Source organism: Haematobacter sp. (genome assembly GCF_032102465.1).
Taxonomy (GTDB): Bacteria; Pseudomonadota; Alphaproteobacteria; order Rhodobacterales; family Rhodobacteraceae; genus Haematobacter.
The window spans coordinates 1-15,479 of record NZ_DAMDHB010000055.1 but is presented as its reverse complement, the minus strand read 5'-3'; the positions used below and the strand labels follow the sequence as shown (position 1 = coordinate 15,479).

The window sequence follows — 15,479 nt, the reverse complement described above, 5'->3', positions numbered from 1 at the left end:
CCACGTGACGCCGATGCCCTGCGGCGCCAACCCCTTCACGGCCGGCGATCCCGGCCCACGGGTGGCAAGCCCTGCGGCAAAGCCCTCGCCAAGCCCCCCGGCGACGGCACGCGGGGGCCTGTGGAGGCGGTCCTTCCCGCGCCGGGGCGGGATGGCACCGGGGCGGCAGGGCGTATCTGCCCGGCGGGACGGGTGCCATGCGGAACGGTGAGGTTTCCTTCTGGTTCGCGGATGCGGGGGGCGTACCCGCCCCACGACCGGCGCTTGATGGCGACCGGCAGGTGGATGTCTGCATCATCGGCGCGGGGTTCACCGGTCTCTGGACGGCCTACTACCTGAAGGCGGCGGAGCCGGGGCTTTCCATCGCGGTGGTGGAGAAGGAGTTCGCGGGCTTCGGTGCCTCGGGCCGGAACGGCGGCTGGTGCTCCGGCGAGTTCGGCTGGTCGCGCGAGCGCTACCGCGACCGGCCCGGGGTGATCGCGATGGAGGCCCAGCTCCGCGCGACGGTGGAGGAGGTGATCCGCCTCGCGGAGGCGGAGGGGATTGCCGCGGACATCCGCCGGACCGATCTGCTGACCTTCGCCTGCAACCCCGCGCAGCTTTCCCGCCTAGACGCCTCGCTCGCGGAGGCGCGGGCGTGGCAGGTGCCGACGGAGCGCTTCTCCCGCATCGGGGCGGAGGCCGCGCGGTCCCGCATCCGGGTCGCCGGAGCGGAGGGGGCGCTGGTGACCCATGGGGTCGCGCGCGTGCAGCCCGCGAAGCTCGTGCGCGGCCTTGCGGCGGCGGTGGAGCGGAGGGGCGTCGCCATCCATGAACAGACCGCCGTGACAGCCATCGCGCCGGGGATTGTCACCACGGATCGCGGGCGGATCACGGCGGGCCGGATCGTCATCGCGACGGAGGGCTTCACCCCCCGCCTGCCGGGGCGGCGGCGCGATCTCCTGCCGCTCAACAGCGCGCTGGTGGTGACGGAACCGCTTCCCGATGCCCTGTGGGAGGAGATCGGCTGGCGCGAGCACGAACTCCTTGCCGACAATGCCCACGCCTATTGCTATGCGCAGCGGACGGCGGGGAACCGGATCGCCATGGGCGGGCGGGGCGTGCCCTACCGCTTCGGCTCGGCGCTGGACCATCGCGGTGAGACGCAGGCCGCGACCATAGCCGATCTGCGCCGCATCCTGCACAACATGCTCCCACAGACAAAGGGTCTGCGGCTCGACCATGCGTGGTGTGGTGTGCTGGGCGTGCCGCGCGACTGGTGCGCGGCCGTCTCCTTCGACGCACAGAGCGGCATGGGGCGGGCGGGCGGTTATGTGGGCCTTGGCGTTTCCACGACCAATCTCGCGGGGCGGACGCTGGCGGACCTGCTGCTCGACAGGCGCACGGAACGGACGGGGCTGCCCTGGGTTGACCACGACACGCGCCGGTGGGAGCCGGAGCCGCTCCGCTGGCTGGGGGTCATGGGCATGTATGGGCTCTATCGGCAGGCCGACCGGCAGGAGGCACGGGCAGGGGTCACGCGGACCTCCCGCCTCGCCACGCTGGCGGATCGGCTTACGGGACACTGACGGGAGACACTGGCGGGGGATACTGGCGGGACCACTGACAAGGGGGACGCGGGATGACGATGGAAAGCCTGATCGCCGACTACGGCCTGCCAGCGCTCTTTGCCGGTGCGGCGCTGGAGGGCGAGACGGTGACGATGATCGGCGGTGCGGCGGTGCATCGGGGGCTGCTGGACTTCTGGCCAGCCGTGGCCGCGGCGGCGCTTGGATCCTTTGTGGGCGATCAGGCGTGGTTTCTGGCGGGGCGCTACCTGCGGGACAACGCCCATGTGCGGAAACTCACCGGCAGCGCCGGGTTTCAGCATGCGCGCGCGATCTTCGACCGCCACCCCGCCGCTTTCGTCTTCGGCTTCCGCTTCATCTACGGCATGCGCACGATCAGCCCGATCGCCATCGGCGCAACCGATTATCCCGCCTCGCATTTCGTGGTGCTGAATGCGCTGGCCGCGGTTGTCTGGGGTTGGCTTTTCGTGACGCTGGGCTACTGGTTCGGCACGGGGATAGAGGCGGCGTTCGGCCGGCTGCATGTGGTGAAGCATCTGGTGCTGGTGCTGGTGCTGGCGGGGGGCGCGGCCTTTCTCTACCACCGTTTCATCAGGCGGAAGGTGCGCTCCCGGTCGTCCTGACGGGAACTGCCGGGGCATCAGGGGCGGAGGGGTTGTGGGGCGGAGCGGCCTCCGAGATCATGACGGTCTGCGACAGGGCGAGGTCGTCCTCGACCCGCATGTCGGCCTCCTTGCGCCAGCCGCCGTGGAGGTAGAGCGCCGTCGCCATCAGCATGGTGGAGACCATCGCCGCCGGGAAGCTCAGCCACAGCGCATCGGGGCCCAGCCAGCCTCGCAGGCCAAGCGCCACGCCGATCCGCACCGGGTACATCGACACGAACAGAATGATGAGCGGCCAGACAACCTGCCCGTTCGCGCGGACCGTGCCGAACAGCACCATGGAAACGCCGAAGGCGATGAACCCCCAGGTCGCGAGCGCGCCGATATGCTGGCCGATCGGGATGGCCGGGCTGTCCGGCCCGAGGAACAGGCCAAGCGCCCTGTCATCCACCAGCGCCAGCACCGCGACCAGCCCGCCCGTGAGCACGATGTTGAACCACACCCCCGCCCGCGTCACGCGGGAGACACGGTCCCACCGGCCGGCGCCGATATTCTGCGCGGCCATGGCGCTCACCGCCGCGCCAAGCGCCATGGCCGGCATCTGCACATAGGTCCAGAGCTGCTGGGTCGCGCCGAAGGCGGCCGTCGTATCCACGCCCAGACGGTTGACCAGCGTCATCATGGTCAGCATGGAACTGGAGACGACGATCATCTGGATGCCGATGGGCAACCCTTTGCGAAGCATGATCTTCAGCACGGAGGGCGCGGGCCGGAGGTAGCTCAGCTCCGCGCCGCGGAGCCGGAGCGGCAGGTCGCGCGCATAGATATAGACCAGCATGGACAGCAGGCTGATGTAGTTTGCCAGCGCCGTTGCCATGGCCGAGCCGCCGATCCCCATGGCAGGCGCCGGGCCGAGGCCAAGGATGAAAACCGGGTTCAGCACCACGTCCAGCACCACCGACAGCGCCATGAAGACCAGCGGAGTGATCGCGTCGCCGCTGCCGCGGAGCGCCATCATCAGCATGGTCTGCATCAGGATCGCCGGCATCGCGAAAAACGTGACGCGCAGGTAATCGCGGGCGAGCGGCGTGATCTGTTCCTGCGTGCCGAGCACTTCCAGCAGCCGCGGCGCCAAGAACCAGCCGGCTATCGAAACCAGCACCGCCAGCGGCACGAATGTGCCGAGCGCCGTGCCGACCACGCGCCGCGCGCCGTCAAGGTCGCCCCGGCCAAAGGACTGCCCCACAAGGATCGTCGCCGCCATGCCGAAGCCGAACACAAAGGCGGTCAGCATGAACATGATAAGGTTGCCATTCGTGGTCGCGGCCAGCGCGTCCTCTCCCAGCAGCCGCCCGACCCACACCGCATCGATGGAGCCATTCGCCGACTGCAGGACCGAGGAGCCGAGCGTGGGCAGCGCAAAGAGCAGGAGCGTTGTGCCGATGGGGCCTGTCACCAGCGGGCTGGCCGCTCCCTTTTCGTCCCGTCGCGCCATACCGCTCTCCCCCTGACGAGACGGATATAGCATGGAAAAGAGCCGGGGCGCGGAGGGATTGGCGGCCACCAGCGCTGCGGCACCCGCGGGGGAGGGGGTCTTGCATCATCACCTCCTTTTCCAGCGCGTCCCTCGGGGTGACGGAAAGCGAGGGTCATGCCGGTTCGCCAGCCCGTCCAGCATCTGCGTGCGGGCGGAGTGTGTGTGCCAGAGACATGCGCCGGAGCTGTTCTCCTCGGCAACCACGCCCTCATCTGAGCGCGTTGATGGTCTGAAATCCACCTCGATTTCAGACCATATCACTGCGGTAAAGATGGAGTCTGGAAACCGCCTTGGGTAACGGCATGCCGAGCGGTTCGTCCGTCGAAAGGACGCCCGGCTTGACGCCCAGAACCCTTGCGATGGCAACACGCCGGGCCATTCCGCCCGACGGCCGAGCAGGCACGTTCCGTGGTTGGACAATCCGGCCCTGCCGATCGCCGGTACGATGAAGCTCCAACACACCTTCAGACTGAGGAATGACAGGATGCACGGCGCGCTCTGCGTCCACAGGCCTATGCTGGAGACGGAAGCCGCCGCCCGGGAGCAGGGGGCATTGAGCGCTTGCGGGAGACCAAGGGGCTGCTGAAAAGCATTGCATGACTACCCCGGGGCGGAAATCTTTCCCACACCGTTGAGATGCGCCCCGGAAACCGCAAGTTCTGGCGCGTGACCGGACAGATTTTCCGGTTTTCGACGCAAGCCGGGGTAGCTGCCCGGCTTTTTCAGCAGCCTGCCAGGGAGCCACCAGCGCGGATCGTTCGGCCCGCAGGGTTGCAAGGAGATCATGGCCGCAGACCCCCACAGAACGGGTCGTGGCCGGGTGCTCTCACCTCCGACCGCGACCCGGGAGGTATGTTGCCCGCCGAACGGAACCGGGCGCCGATGCCTGCCGCACAGGACGGCAGGCCGATCCCGAGCAGCGGTCAGGCGGGTATCAGCTTGCACCCGCCTTCGGCCATCGGGCGGAAGGCCTCCTCCGCCGGGATCGTGGCTTTCAGCGTGAACACATCGCCCGGGGAGGTCACGGCAGCGGGCGACTTCACCTCGAAGAGATAGGCCGGGTGGATCTTGCGGCCATCCGCGCGGATCACGCCTTGTCCGAAGGCATCGTCATCCGTCGGCATGGCTTTCATTGCGTCTATCGTGGCGCGGCCGGACGCCTTGGCGGCCTCGACCCCGATCTCCTTCACCGCCTTCAGATAGTGCATGACGCCCGCGTAATCGCCCGCCTGGCTCATGTTGGGGAAGGTTCCCTCCGGCAGTTTGCCTTTGACGCGCGTGGTGAAAGCGCGGGTCCGGTCGTTCAGATCCCAGTAGAAGGTTTCCGTGAGCGACAGCCCTTGCCCGACATCCAGCCCCATCCCCAGAACATCGGTGATGAAGCCCACCAGCGCGGCCATCCTCACCCCGGACTGCGGGATGCCGAATTCCTGTGCCTGTTTCAGGCAGTTGATGAGATCCGCGCCGGAGCAGGCCAGCCCGATCGTATTCGCGCCGGAGCTTTGCGCCTGCAGCAGGAAGGAGGAGAAGTCGCTCGTCGAGCCGTAGGGGAAGCGGACGCCACCCACCACTTCGCCGCCCGCCGCCTCTACGAAACGGGTCGCATCCGCCTCCGCCGCATGGCCGAAGGCATAGTCGGCGGTGATGAAGAACCACTTCGTCCCGCCCGTGTTGACCGTCGATGTGGCGGTGGAATGCGCCAGCGCCCAGCTGTCCCAGCTCCAGTGCACGAGCTGTGCGGAGCAGCTCTTGCCCGTCAGGTCCGACGACCCGGCGGTGGTGATGATGGCGGCCTTGTCCTTCTCCTCGAGCTGAGGGATCGCGCCGAGCGCCACGGCCGAGTTGCCGACGTTCGTTATCACGTCAACCCCACCCCGGTCGAACCATTCCCGGATGATGGAAAGGCCGATGTCGGGCTTGTTCTGGTGATCGGCCACCAACACTTCGACCGGGATGGAGGGGTTGGCGGCGGTGAATTCCTCAACCGCCTGCCGAGCGCAGGCGACGGTCGTCGGACCGGACACGTCCTGATAGACACCCGACATGTCCGTGATGACGCCGATGCGGATCGGCGCGCCCTGCGCCCGGGCGCGGCGGACGGGCAGAAGCCCCGCCGCCAGCGCCGCAGCTCCGGTGCCCAGCAGGGTGCGTCTGGTAATGGTCATTTCTCTGTCCTCCCCGTTGTCAGGCCGCGTCGACCCCCGGGACCGGAGGGCGATCGCCCGATGCCTCCGCACGATGGCGGAAGGTGAAATGATGTTGCGGGCCGGGCTCAGAAATGCAGCCCATACCCTGTCTCCCCGCTGCAGAGTGACCCGGCGGACAGCCGCGGAAAATGGACGATGGGAGGAAAAGGTTGGAGAATACCTGCGCCTCGGAGGCTGCCGGAAAGACACTCCCGGATCGGCCCGGGGCGGAGGTCTTCACCACATTGTCGAGGAGCGCGCGCGGAAACAGCAGGTCGGGCCGTGACCGGACCGGTTTTCCGGATTTGAACGCAAGTCCGGGCAGGCGCCCGGCTTTTTCAGCAGCTTGCTAGGTCATCCGCTCCGCCTGCGCCAGCCGGAACGCGCCGGGAGACAGGCCCACGCGCTGCGAGAAGAAGCGGTTGAAATAGGCCGGATCGTCGAAGCCGATCATGTGACCGACCTGCGCGACGGTGCTTTCCGTATAGACCAGATAGCGTTTCGCCTCGATGATCAGCCGTTCGTAGAGCAGGGCGGAGGCCGTCCGCCCGCTTCGCGCCCGGCAGGCTGCATTCAGGCGCGCGGGCGTCACCGCCAGCGCCTCGGCATAGAAGATCAGCGAACGCTCCGAGCGGAAATGCATCTCCAGAAGCGCGCGGTAACGGGCCAGAAGGTCATGGCCCGGCGCCCCGGCCCATGCGGCATCATGGGCCACGGAAAGTCTGAGCACCATGACCAGCGCGCGGGCGAACAGCGCCTGTATCGCCGCATGGCGGCCGGGGGCCGACCAGATGTATTCCCGGTGCATCCAGCGGAAGGTATCCTTGCAGGCTGCCAGATCGACGCCGGTCCCCTCCACCGGATAGACGGCGGCACGCAGAGCGGCATCGAACAGCCGCCTGTCGGACACCGCGCTGGCCTGCACGAAGGAATGGGCGGCGGTGATGACATGCCCGTCCGTGCCTTCCTCGAACCTGATCTCATGCACGACGCCGGGCGGCAGGACAATGACGGCAGGCGGCACGAGATCGAGGCTTCTCTCCTCCACACGGATCATCCCGCCACCCGCCGTCAGCAGAAGGATCTGGAAGTGATCGGGATGGGCATGTGGTCGAATAGTCCAATCATGCGGCCCGGAGCGGTCGCGGATGGGCTCGATATGCAGAAAATCCTTTTCGACATCCGCGCCCTGATCTCCGTAAAGATAATAGCGCGGTATGACCGTCGTTGCCCTGTCAGGCATGATGCTCCCCCCGAAACACCGTTTCCCCCGTTGCGAATTGTGCAAGATTGAGAGCCGTTCGTCCATTTGGTCGCGCGGCATCCCCGCATATTCTTCCCCCCGATCCGGGGGAGGATGCGATGACAGACGGCAAACAGCAGCGTGGTGGGCAACGGCGATCGCCGGAGGCGGGGCGATGAGTTGGCTGGGGTTGCAGGACCGTGTCGTCGTCGTCACCGGGGCGACAGGCGGGATCGGGCGGGCGATGGTTTCCGCCTTTGCCGGGCAGGGGGCGCGGGTCGTGCTGCTGGACATTGACCGCGCTGCGGCCGAGAGCGCGGTGGCGGAGCTTGGCGGTGTGCTCGCCCTGGCCTGTGACATGGGCGACCCGGAGGCCGTTGCCGGTGCCGCGCGGCAGGTCGAGCGGGAACTCGGCGGGGCGGATGTGCTGGTCAACAACGCGGCCATCCTGCGCCCCGGCGCGCTGGAGCATTTGCCCGTCGCGGACTGGGAAGCGATGCTGCGCATCAACCTCACGGGCTATCTGCTGGCCGCACAGGAGTTCGGTCGCGCAATGCTCCAACGCGGGGAAGGCGCGCTGGTCCACGTTGCCTCCATCGCCGGGACGCAGCCGCAGCCGCAGTCCGGAGCCTATTCGCCCTCCAAGGCAGCCACGCTCATGCTCTCCCGCCAGCTTGCACAGGAATGGGGGCCGCGGGGCGTGCGCTCCAACACCGTGAGTCCGGGGCTGGTGATGACGCCCATGTCCGCCGCGTTCTATGCCGATGCCGGGGTGAAATCCCGGCGGGAGGAGATGGTGCCGCTCCGCCGGATCGCGGGACCGGAAGACATGGCGGATGTGGCCCTGTTCCTTGCCTCCCGCCGCGCCTCCTATGTCAGCGGACAGGACATCGTGGTGGACGGCGGTCTGTCGCAGAGCCTGATGGGACTGGTGCCGAGGCCCGGCTATGCGTGAGGGGCAGGCAGTCGCAAAGCGGCGCGCCGTCGTGACAGGCGGGGCAGACGGCATCGGCTTTGCCATCGCGCGGGCACTGGCGGAGGCGGGCCACTACATCGTCATCGCCGACCTGAACGGCGATGCAGCGGTTGCCCGCGCCGCGGAACTCGGGCCGGACCATCGTGGCGTTGCCTGCGACGTGACGGCCGAGGATCAGGTCATGGCCCTTGCGGAGAGCATCGGACCGGTGGATGTGCTCGTCAACAATGCGGGCATTGCCGACAGCCATCTGCCCACGCTGGAGCAGACGGCCGCCGCCTTCCGCCGTTCGGTCGATGTGAACCTGACAGGCGCCTTCCTGATGACACGGGAAATCGGGCGGGGCATGCTGGCGCGCGGCACGGGCGCGATCGTCAACCTCTCCTCCATCGCGGGGATCACGGGATTGCCCAAGCGCAATGCCTATGGCGCGGCCAAGGCGGGGATCGTGGCGATGACGCGCAGCATCGCCTGTGAATGGGCAGGGCGAGGGGTGCGGATCAATGCCGTCGCACCCGCGTTCGTGGAGACGGCGCTGGTCCGCAAACTCGCGGCAGACGGACGTATCGACATGGAGGCGATCCGGCGCAGAACCCCGCTCGGGCGGCTCATCCTGCCGGAGGAGGTGGCGGCCGCGGTGGTCTTCCTGACCTCGCCCGCCGCCTCTGCCATCACGGGAACCGTCCTGCCGGTGGACGGCGGCTGGACGGCTTATGGCGACTTTCGCGACGCCTCCGACTGAAACGCCGCCAGAGCCGTGAAGCCGGTGTTTTCGCGGTGAGCCGGTTCGGGGCGGGACACGGGAGAGCCGAAATCCGTTCAGCACTCCCGGATCGGTCATCAGAGCGTAGCCCCGCCTTGGCCATCTGGATCAAAGTGTTTGCCGGTTGACCGCGGGGTCGGGGTCGGGGTCGAACCGCCACTGCGCCGTCTCTTTGGAAGTCGAAACATCTGACGCCAGCCTGCCGCCAAAATTCCGACCCCCGCATCCACCTGCATCGACATCGGCAACGGCAACGGCATCCGCTGAAGTTCGTGCTCGCTCATCATCACCTCACACGGGAATTCCCTTGGCTCAACGCCCCCAGCGAGTGCCATTTCCGGTTTGCTTGGGGATGACATTATCGCGTCCCAGCGACACCGCATCATGCACAATAGTTGGTATTATGTAATACATTTCGCGCCGCCGGATCAGGAAAGCGGGTTAGCTCCCGGCGGCAATGGACTTCATCCGCAGCCGCACCACCTTAGCGCCGGGACATGGATAAGGCATATGATCGACTGGCGGTTGTTTTTCGCGCGCCTGGCGCGGCGTATTTGGTTTCGGGCGGCGGCGTTCAGCATTCTGGCGGTCATGCTGGCGATAGCGGCGAAATACCTCGGGCCGTTTCTGCCCGATGAGCTGAATGCCGATCTCGGACAGGATTCAGTGGGCAATATCCTGCAGATCCTCGCGTCCTCCATGCTGGCGGTGACGACATTTTCGCTGACCGCCGTCGTTTCGGCCTATTCTTCCGCGACCAACCTTGCCACGCCACGCTCCACCCAGCTGTTGATAGAGGATCAGACCGCGCAGAATGCGCTGTCCACATTTCTCGGCAGCTTTCTCTTCTCCCTCGTCGGGATCATCGCTCTTTCGACGGGGTTTTACGATGAGAAGGGCCGGATCATCCTGTTCATCGGCACGATCGGCGTCGTCATCCTGATCGCGGTGACGCTGCTGGGCTGGATCGCCCATATCACCAGCTTCGGTCGGATGTCCGACGTGATCGACCGGGTGGAGACGGCGGCCACGCGCGTCGCGCGCAAGCATGCGTACAATCCCTGTCTCGGCGGCGTTCCGGCAGTTCCGGTGCCGGAGGCGGCAAAGCCGATCTTCGTCGATCAGACAGGCTCCATCGTCCGCGTCAACACGGCGCGCTTGATCGAGGTGGCGGAGGAGCATGATCTGACGCTGCACCTGCCGGTCATCGCGGGCACCTACATCCATCCCCGCCGTCCCGTGCTGTTCGCAGAGGGCAAGCTGGATGACGCCGCGGTCAAGAGCCTGCGACGGTCGTTCACGGTGGAGCGTCACCGGAGTTTCGGCGATGACCCGCGGCTCGGCTTCATCGCGCTGTCGGAAATCGCGAGCCGGGCGCTCTCCTCCGCCGTCAACGATCCGGGCACGGTGATCGAGACCATCAACGCCATCCAGCGGGTATTCGTCGTCCTGCTCCAGACCGAAAGGACGGACGAGAAAGGATCGGAGCGGCTGCATGTCGCCTGCCCCTGGGTCAAGGATTTCGTGGAAGACGCCTTCCGGCCCATCCTGCGCGATGCAGCGGAGCTGGAAGTATCCGTCCGGCTGCAGAAGGCGCTGGCCGCTCTGGCCGCGCTCAGCGATATGGAGGAGGCCGCCGTCTTTCGCCGCGCAGCAGACGAGGCCGCGATCCGGGCGCGGGACGGGCTGCATTATCCCGCCGATCTGACGGCATTCGAGGCCGGGCGCCGGGAAGCCTGGGAACTCCCCGTGCAATATGGCGGTGTCTCCGCGCTATGAGGAATGCCGGCGTCATATAAGGCGCGCGCCGTCGTTCCTTGTCAGACTGCCGCCCTGCCCGGTGAGCAGCGCCGTTTCTCCCGTCCATGGATGCGAGGGGGGCAGGCGATCCGCCTTGACGTGCGGCTGAAGCTCTGAAGTCACATGTCTCTGCTCTGGAAATCGCGAAACGTGTGGATTTCTGCCCGGAGTCCGTCTGGTTGCGAATGATTTCCGCTCCAGCGGACAGCTGAAAACCTTCCTCATCAGCCTGCAGGCGGAACCGCGATCACTCCCCTTGGGTGAGCTTCTGCATATCCGCGAACAGCGCCGTCCACTCCTGCGCGCTGAACCTGACGAGACCGAGGGTCTTGAGCAGGAAAGCCCCCTCACCCGCAAGGAAGGCGACTGCGGTGCGGCGGTCCTCCGGCCGGGACAGGTCCAGCCCCGCCAGGCGGCCTGCATACCAGTCGCGGCTTGACGCCACCTGATCGGGCCGTTCGAGCAGCGCCGTCATCATCGCGGCGGAGCGGGAATGATCGGCGATTTCATCGACTTCCGTCACGCGGAGATGGGCGCGGATCAGTGCCTCCGGCGCGGGGTCCGGCCCGGCAAGGGCCGTCACCTCCCCCTCGAACGCTTCCGACCAGCGGGAGATCATCGCGCGGATCAGGTTTTCCTTGGTGCCGAAACAATATTGCAACCCGCCCTTGGTGATGCCCGCGGCCTTTGCCAGCGCATCGAAGGTCAGGCCGGAGGCGCCTTGCGCCATCACGATCTCCTCTGCCGCGTCCAGTACCTTGTCGCGGTCTATCGTTCGTGGTCGTCCGGCCATTTCACCTCTTCCATTTAAATACATACGTATTTATTTAAATGGCGCGCGGTCGGCAAGGGCTGCGACTCGCTGACCTGCCGACTTCAGGCCGACTTCAAAAGGATCTTTCTCATGTTGCCCCGCAACCGCTGGCTGGTGCTCGCTCTGCTGTCCAGCGCGCTTTTCCTCATCTCGGTGGACATGACGGTGCTGCACACGGCCCTGCCCCGCCTTACCCATGATCTGGGCGCCACGGCGACAGAGAAGCTCTGGATCGTCAACGCCTATCCGCTGGTCGTCGCGGGGCTGCTGCCCGGGCTGGGCACGCTGGGGGACCGGGTGACCCACCGGCGGATGTTCCTGTCGGGGCTGGCGGTCTTCGGGCTGGCCTCCCTCTGGGCCGCGTTCTCGCCCACGCCGGGGCTGTTGATCGGGGCGAGGGTCGGGCTGGCGGTGGGCGCGGCGCTGATGATGCCTGCCACGCTGTCACTGATCCGGCTCACCTTCACCGACGAGAAGGAGCGCGCCTTCGCCATCGGCATCTGGGCCGCTGTCGCCTCCGGCGGTGCGGCGCTCGGGCCGGTCGTGGGCGGGCTGTTGCTGGAGCACTTCTGGTGGGGGTCGGTGTTCCTGTTGAACGTTCCGGTGGTGGCGGTCGCGCTGCTGGCGGGCCCGCTGCTGCTGCCCCGGCGGCCCGGAAACCGCACGCGGCCCTGGGATCTGGCCGGGTCGGTGCAGATCATGCTGGGCATCGTCGCGGTCGTTTACGGTATCAAGGAGATCGCGCGGGCCGACGCCTCCCTGCTGACCGCGGGCGTGACGCTGGCGTTCGGAGCGCTGGTTCTCACCCATTTCGTCCGCCAGCAACTCGCCCGGCCGCAGCCGCTCATCGACTTTCGCCTGATGACCAGCCGCCGGTTCTCCGCCGGGGTGATCGCCGCGCTGGTCGCCTCTGCCGTGCTGGTCGGCGCGGAGCTGGTCTATAGCCAGCATCTGCAGCTTGTGCGGGGTTTCTCTCCGTTGCAGGCGGGGCTGATGATCCTGCCGATCCCGCTCGCCTCCTTTGCCGCGGGGCCGCTGACCGGACTTGCCCTGCCGCGCATTGGCGCGGAGCGGGTGCTCTGGCTCTCCCTGCTTCTTTCGGCGCTCGGGCTGGGGCTGTTTGCGATGAGCTACGGGTCCGGCTGGCTGTGGATGGGCGCGCTGGCGGTGCTGGGCTTCGGGCTCGGGGCGGCGATGACAGGGGCCTCCAGCGTCATAATGCTCTCCGCCCCGGAGGATCGCGCGGGCATGGCCGCCTCCATCGAGGAGGTGTCGTTCGAGCTGGGCAGCGCGCTTGGCGTGGCGATGCTGGGTGGGCTGATGTCGGCGATCTATACCCGGATGATGACGGTCCCGGCGGGAGTGCCCGAGATGGCGCGCGACGGCATCGACGAGGCGCTGATCCTCGCCGAAAAACTGGAGCCAGACATGGCGGCGCAGGTCATATCGCTGGCACATGCGGCCTTCGACATGGCGTTTGACGGTGTGGTGCTGACGGCGGCTGTGCTGATGGGCGTCGTGGCGCTGCTGCTCCGCTGGCGGATCCGACACGTCTGACGGGGTGGCGCCCGACACGGAATGCCGCCTCTCGCACGCCGTGTCCCGCAAAGGCGGCCCGGATCGGGGAAGCCCCGTTCAGCGGGCTTCCTGCTCCTTCGCCTCCCGCTCCTCCTGATCGGGGTTTCCTGCGGTGGTGGTCGTTGCGGTGCCCTGGGTGATGAGCCGTGATCCCCGCTGATTGCGCAGATAGATCCACAGCCAGCTCAACGCGACGCTCAGCCGGTTCCTGACCCCGATCAGGAAATAGATATGCGCAAGGCCCCAGATCCACCACGCCAGCGCGCCCTTCAGCTTCCACTTGCCGAAATCGATCACCGCCTGCCGCTTGCCGATCGTGGCGAGGCTGCCGGCGTGACGGTAGGAGAACGGCTTCGGCGCCGGTTGCCCCCGAAGGCGGGCGGCGATCACATCGGCCACGTAGCCGCCCTGCTGCTTGGCGGCGGGGGCGATGCCCGGCACGGGCTTGCCGTCCGATGTGACCGCGGCGGTGTCGCCGATCACGAAGATCTCGGGATGTCCCGCCACCGTCAGGTCGGGGCCGACCCTGGCGCGACCGGCGCGGTCCGTCTCCGCCCCGACCCACTGTCCTGCCAGAGAGGCGCGCACGCCCGCCGCCCAGATGATCGTGTCGGCGGGCAGGCGGGTGTCGCCGAATGTCACGCCCTCCGCGTCGCAGGCGGTCACCGGCTGGCCCAGCACCACCTCCACCCCCAGTTTCTCCAGCGCGCGCATGGTATAGTCCGACAGATCCTCCGGGAAGGAGGGGAGCACCCGCGGCCCCCCTTCGATCAGCACGATACGGGCGGAGGCGGGATCGAAGCTGCGGAATTCCCCCTCCAGCGTCTTGCGAGCAACCTCTGCCATGGTGCCGGCCAGTTCCACGCCCGTCGGCCCCGCGCCCACCACCACAAAGGTCAGGAGCGCGCGCCTGCGAGCCGGGTCTTCCTCCCGCTCCGCCCGCTCGAAGGCCAGCAGAAAGCGTCGCCGGATGGTGGTCGCATCCTCCAGCGTCTTGAGGCCGGGCGCGTCCTCTTCCCATTCGTCATGGCCGAAATAGGCGTGCCGTGCCCCGGTGGCGAGGATCAGGGTATCGTAGCCCACCCGGCTGCCGTCATCGAGCATGACCTCCCGCAACCGGGTATCCACGCCCTGCACATCGGCGAGCAGGGTCGTCACCTCGTTCCGCTCGCGGAGCAGGTGGCGGATGGGCCAGGCGATCTCCGAGGTGGTGAGCGCCGCCGTCGCGACCTGATAGAGCAGCGGCTGAAACAGGTGATGATTGCGCCGGTCGATCAGCGTGATGCGGACCGGAGAGCCCTTGAGGCGGACCACCGCCTGAAGGCCCCCGAAACCGCCGCCGACCACGACCACGTGATGCTTCGCTGTGCTGCCCGTCGTCATGCCATCTCCTTGCTGGTCGAGGGCTTCAGATAGAACCGTTCAGGAGAAAAGCTGTCGACAGCGACGAAAGTAGTGGGCCACGCCCCCGGTCCTCAGTGTCGCAGGGGGCGGGAGGCAAAGCCGCTCCCCGGCGATCCGGTCCAGCAGGGGCGCGTCATGGCTGATGGCGAGGATGCCGATCCCGCGTGCGGCGGCGATGGAGAGGAGCGCCCGCCAGATGAGCGCCTGCGCCACCGGGTCGAGCGGCGCGGTGATCTCATCGGCCACCAGATAGGCAGGCTCTGCCGTCAGCGCGCGGAGCAGGGAGACGCGCTGCAACTCCCCTCCCGACAACTCGTGCGGGAAGCGGTCCGCCCAGTCGGACCGGATGCCGAGCGCCGCGGCCACGGCGGGGTCCGGCCTGCCCGCCTCCGCCACGATCCGGGCGATCCGCCAGCGGGGGTTCATCGCCTGTCCCGGCTCCGGGTGGAGATACTGGACCGCACCCCGCGGCGGCGCGCGGCCGTTCAGCAGCACCTCCCCCCCGGCCGGGGGGTGCAACCCGGCCAGGGCGCGGCCCAGCGTCGTCTTGCCCGCGCCCGAGGCGCCTTCGACGCCCAGCACACCCCCCGGCGGCAGGCGGAGCGACAGGCCACGGACCACCAGCGCCCGGCCATGGAACAGCGTGAGGGCGCGGGCTTCAAGCATCGGTCAGAAACCCGTTTTCCGGCAGCGCGCACCAGAGCCGACGGGCGGCGGGCGAGAGCCCCTCCCCCGCGCCCGCAAAGGCACGCGCCGGTTCCACCCCGACCAGCGCCCCCCCTTCCAGCACCGCGACACTGTCCGCCCGGGCAAGGGCCGCGGAGAGATCATGCGTGATGAGCAGCACGCCCGCGCCCCGGTCCGCCTCTGCGCGGAGCCGGTCGAGAATGACATCGCGGTGGTGCGGATCGAGCCCCGCCGTCGGCTCGTCCGCCACGATCAGCCCGGCCTCCTGCGCCAGGGCCGCGGCCAGAATCACGCGGCGGGCCATGCCGGTGGAAAGCGCGT

Annotated in this window: 12 protein-coding genes and 1 pseudogene; 6 read left to right on the top strand and 7 right to left on the bottom strand. The window is 67.7% G+C overall.

Annotation, left to right across the window (positions count from 1 at the left end):
* Positions 1-197 precede the first annotated feature (197 nt).
* Complete coding sequence (locus tag RT513_RS19520) at positions 198-1,568, top strand: FAD-binding oxidoreductase (protein ID WP_290685117.1); 1,371 nt, start codon at positions 198-200, stop codon at positions 1,566-1,568.
* Between the two features lie 53 nt (positions 1,569-1,621).
* Positions 1,622-2,191 (top strand): DedA family protein, encoded by a 570-nt coding sequence (locus tag RT513_RS19515; RefSeq protein ID WP_088216532.1) that lies wholly within the window; start codon positions 1,622-1,624, stop codon positions 2,189-2,191.
* Here RT513_RS19515 and RT513_RS19510 read toward each other — a convergent pair.
* The 3 genes from RT513_RS19510 to RT513_RS19500 form a co-directional block, all read right to left on the bottom strand.
* A complete protein-coding gene (locus RT513_RS19510; protein ID WP_290685121.1) occupies positions 2,160-3,665 on the bottom strand; it encodes an MATE family efflux transporter in 1,506 nt (501 codons plus the stop codon). The two genes, RT513_RS19515 and RT513_RS19510, sit on opposite strands and share 32 nt — an antisense overlap.
* Before the next feature lie 965 nt (positions 3,666-4,630).
* Positions 4,631-5,872, bottom strand: a complete 1,242-nt coding sequence (locus tag RT513_RS19505; RefSeq protein WP_088216530.1) for an ABC transporter substrate-binding protein — start codon at positions 5,870-5,872, stop codon at positions 4,631-4,633.
* 370 nt (positions 5,873-6,242) lie between these two features.
* Entirely contained in the window at positions 6,243-7,136 is an 894-nt protein-coding gene (locus RT513_RS19500) for a helix-turn-helix domain-containing protein (protein ID WP_290685123.1), read from the bottom strand.
* Positions 7,137-7,311: 175 nt separating this feature from the next.
* Between RT513_RS19500 and RT513_RS19495 the strand changes: the two genes are divergently transcribed.
* From RT513_RS19495 to RT513_RS19485, 3 genes are all read left to right on the top strand, one after another.
* Complete coding sequence (locus RT513_RS19495; RefSeq protein ID WP_290685125.1) at positions 7,312-8,091, top strand: SDR family NAD(P)-dependent oxidoreductase; 780 nt, start codon at positions 7,312-7,314, stop codon at positions 8,089-8,091.
* The gene (locus RT513_RS19490; RefSeq protein ID WP_290685127.1) at positions 8,084-8,854 is read left to right on the top strand and encodes an SDR family NAD(P)-dependent oxidoreductase; all 771 of its coding nucleotides are present in this window, start codon (positions 8,084-8,086) and stop codon (positions 8,852-8,854) included. Before RT513_RS19495 ends, RT513_RS19490 begins: the two co-directional genes overlap by 8 nt.
* A gap of 531 nt (positions 8,855-9,385) precedes the next feature.
* The gene (locus RT513_RS19485) at positions 9,386-10,654 is read left to right on the top strand and encodes a DUF2254 domain-containing protein (RefSeq protein ID WP_290685129.1); all 1,269 of its coding nucleotides are present in this window, start codon (positions 9,386-9,388) and stop codon (positions 10,652-10,654) included.
* A gap of 268 nt (positions 10,655-10,922) precedes the next feature.
* Here RT513_RS19485 and RT513_RS19480 read toward each other — a convergent pair whose 3' ends face one another.
* Positions 10,923-11,468, bottom strand: coding sequence for a TetR/AcrR family transcriptional regulator (locus RT513_RS19480; RefSeq protein ID WP_290685131.1), 546 nt, complete (start codon positions 11,466-11,468; stop codon positions 10,923-10,925).
* Between the two features lie 111 nt (positions 11,469-11,579).
* Here RT513_RS19480 and RT513_RS19475 point away from each other — a divergent pair, with 111 nt between their 5' ends.
* Positions 11,580-13,046, top strand: a complete 1,467-nt coding sequence (locus RT513_RS19475; protein WP_290685133.1) for an MFS transporter — start codon at positions 11,580-11,582, stop codon at positions 13,044-13,046.
* 78 nt (positions 13,047-13,124) lie between these two features.
* Here RT513_RS19475 and RT513_RS19470 read toward each other — a convergent pair whose 3' ends face one another.
* The 3 genes and pseudogenes from RT513_RS19470 to RT513_RS19460 all read right to left on the bottom strand — a co-directional run.
* Complete coding sequence (locus RT513_RS19470) at positions 13,125-14,450, bottom strand: NAD(P)/FAD-dependent oxidoreductase (RefSeq protein ID WP_290685135.1); 1,326 nt, start codon at positions 14,448-14,450, stop codon at positions 13,125-13,127.
* Between the two features lie 39 nt (positions 14,451-14,489).
* On the bottom strand, positions 14,490-15,137 hold the full coding sequence (locus RT513_RS19465) for an ABC transporter ATP-binding protein (RefSeq protein ID WP_088216523.1): 648 nt from the start codon (positions 15,135-15,137) through the stop codon (positions 14,490-14,492).
* A pseudogene (locus RT513_RS19460) lies at positions 15,130-15,479 on the bottom strand (ABC transporter ATP-binding protein); the annotation flags it as partial. The gene RT513_RS19465 and the pseudogene RT513_RS19460, both read right to left, overlap by 8 nt.

What these genes read in the sequence shown, in the direction of transcription:
- RT513_RS19505 (WP_088216530.1), bottom strand. Translation starts at nt 5,872, where the DNA reads ATGACCATTACCAGACGCACCCTGCTGGGCACCGGAGCTGCGGCGCTG.
- RT513_RS19500 (WP_290685123.1), bottom strand. Translation starts at nt 7,136, where the DNA reads ATGCCTGACAGGGCAACGACGGTCATACCGCGCTATTATCTTTACGGA.
- RT513_RS19475 (WP_290685133.1), top strand. Translation starts at nt 11,580, where the DNA reads ATGTTGCCCCGCAACCGCTGGCTGGTGCTCGCTCTGCTGTCCAGCGCG.
- RT513_RS19510 (WP_290685121.1), bottom strand. Translation starts at nt 3,665, where the DNA reads ATGGCGCGACGGGACGAAAAGGGAGCGGCCAGCCCGCTGGTGACAGGC.
- RT513_RS19495 (WP_290685125.1), top strand. Translation starts at nt 7,312, where the DNA reads ATGAGTTGGCTGGGGTTGCAGGACCGTGTCGTCGTCGTCACCGGGGCG.
- RT513_RS19470 (WP_290685135.1), bottom strand. Translation starts at nt 14,450, where the DNA reads ATGACGACGGGCAGCACAGCGAAGCATCACGTGGTCGTGGTCGGCGGC.
- RT513_RS19480 (WP_290685131.1), bottom strand. Translation starts at nt 11,468, where the DNA reads ATGGCCGGACGACCACGAACGATAGACCGCGACAAGGTACTGGACGCG.
- RT513_RS19490 (WP_290685127.1), top strand. Translation starts at nt 8,084, where the DNA reads ATGCGTGAGGGGCAGGCAGTCGCAAAGCGGCGCGCCGTCGTGACAGGC.
- RT513_RS19465 (WP_088216523.1), bottom strand. Translation starts at nt 15,137, where the DNA reads ATGCTTGAAGCCCGCGCCCTCACGCTGTTCCATGGCCGGGCGCTGGTG.
- RT513_RS19485 (WP_290685129.1), top strand. Translation starts at nt 9,386, where the DNA reads ATGATCGACTGGCGGTTGTTTTTCGCGCGCCTGGCGCGGCGTATTTGG.
- RT513_RS19520 (WP_290685117.1), top strand. Translation starts at nt 198, where the DNA reads ATGCGGAACGGTGAGGTTTCCTTCTGGTTCGCGGATGCGGGGGGCGTA.
- RT513_RS19515 (WP_088216532.1), top strand. Translation starts at nt 1,622, where the DNA reads ATGACGATGGAAAGCCTGATCGCCGACTACGGCCTGCCAGCGCTCTTT.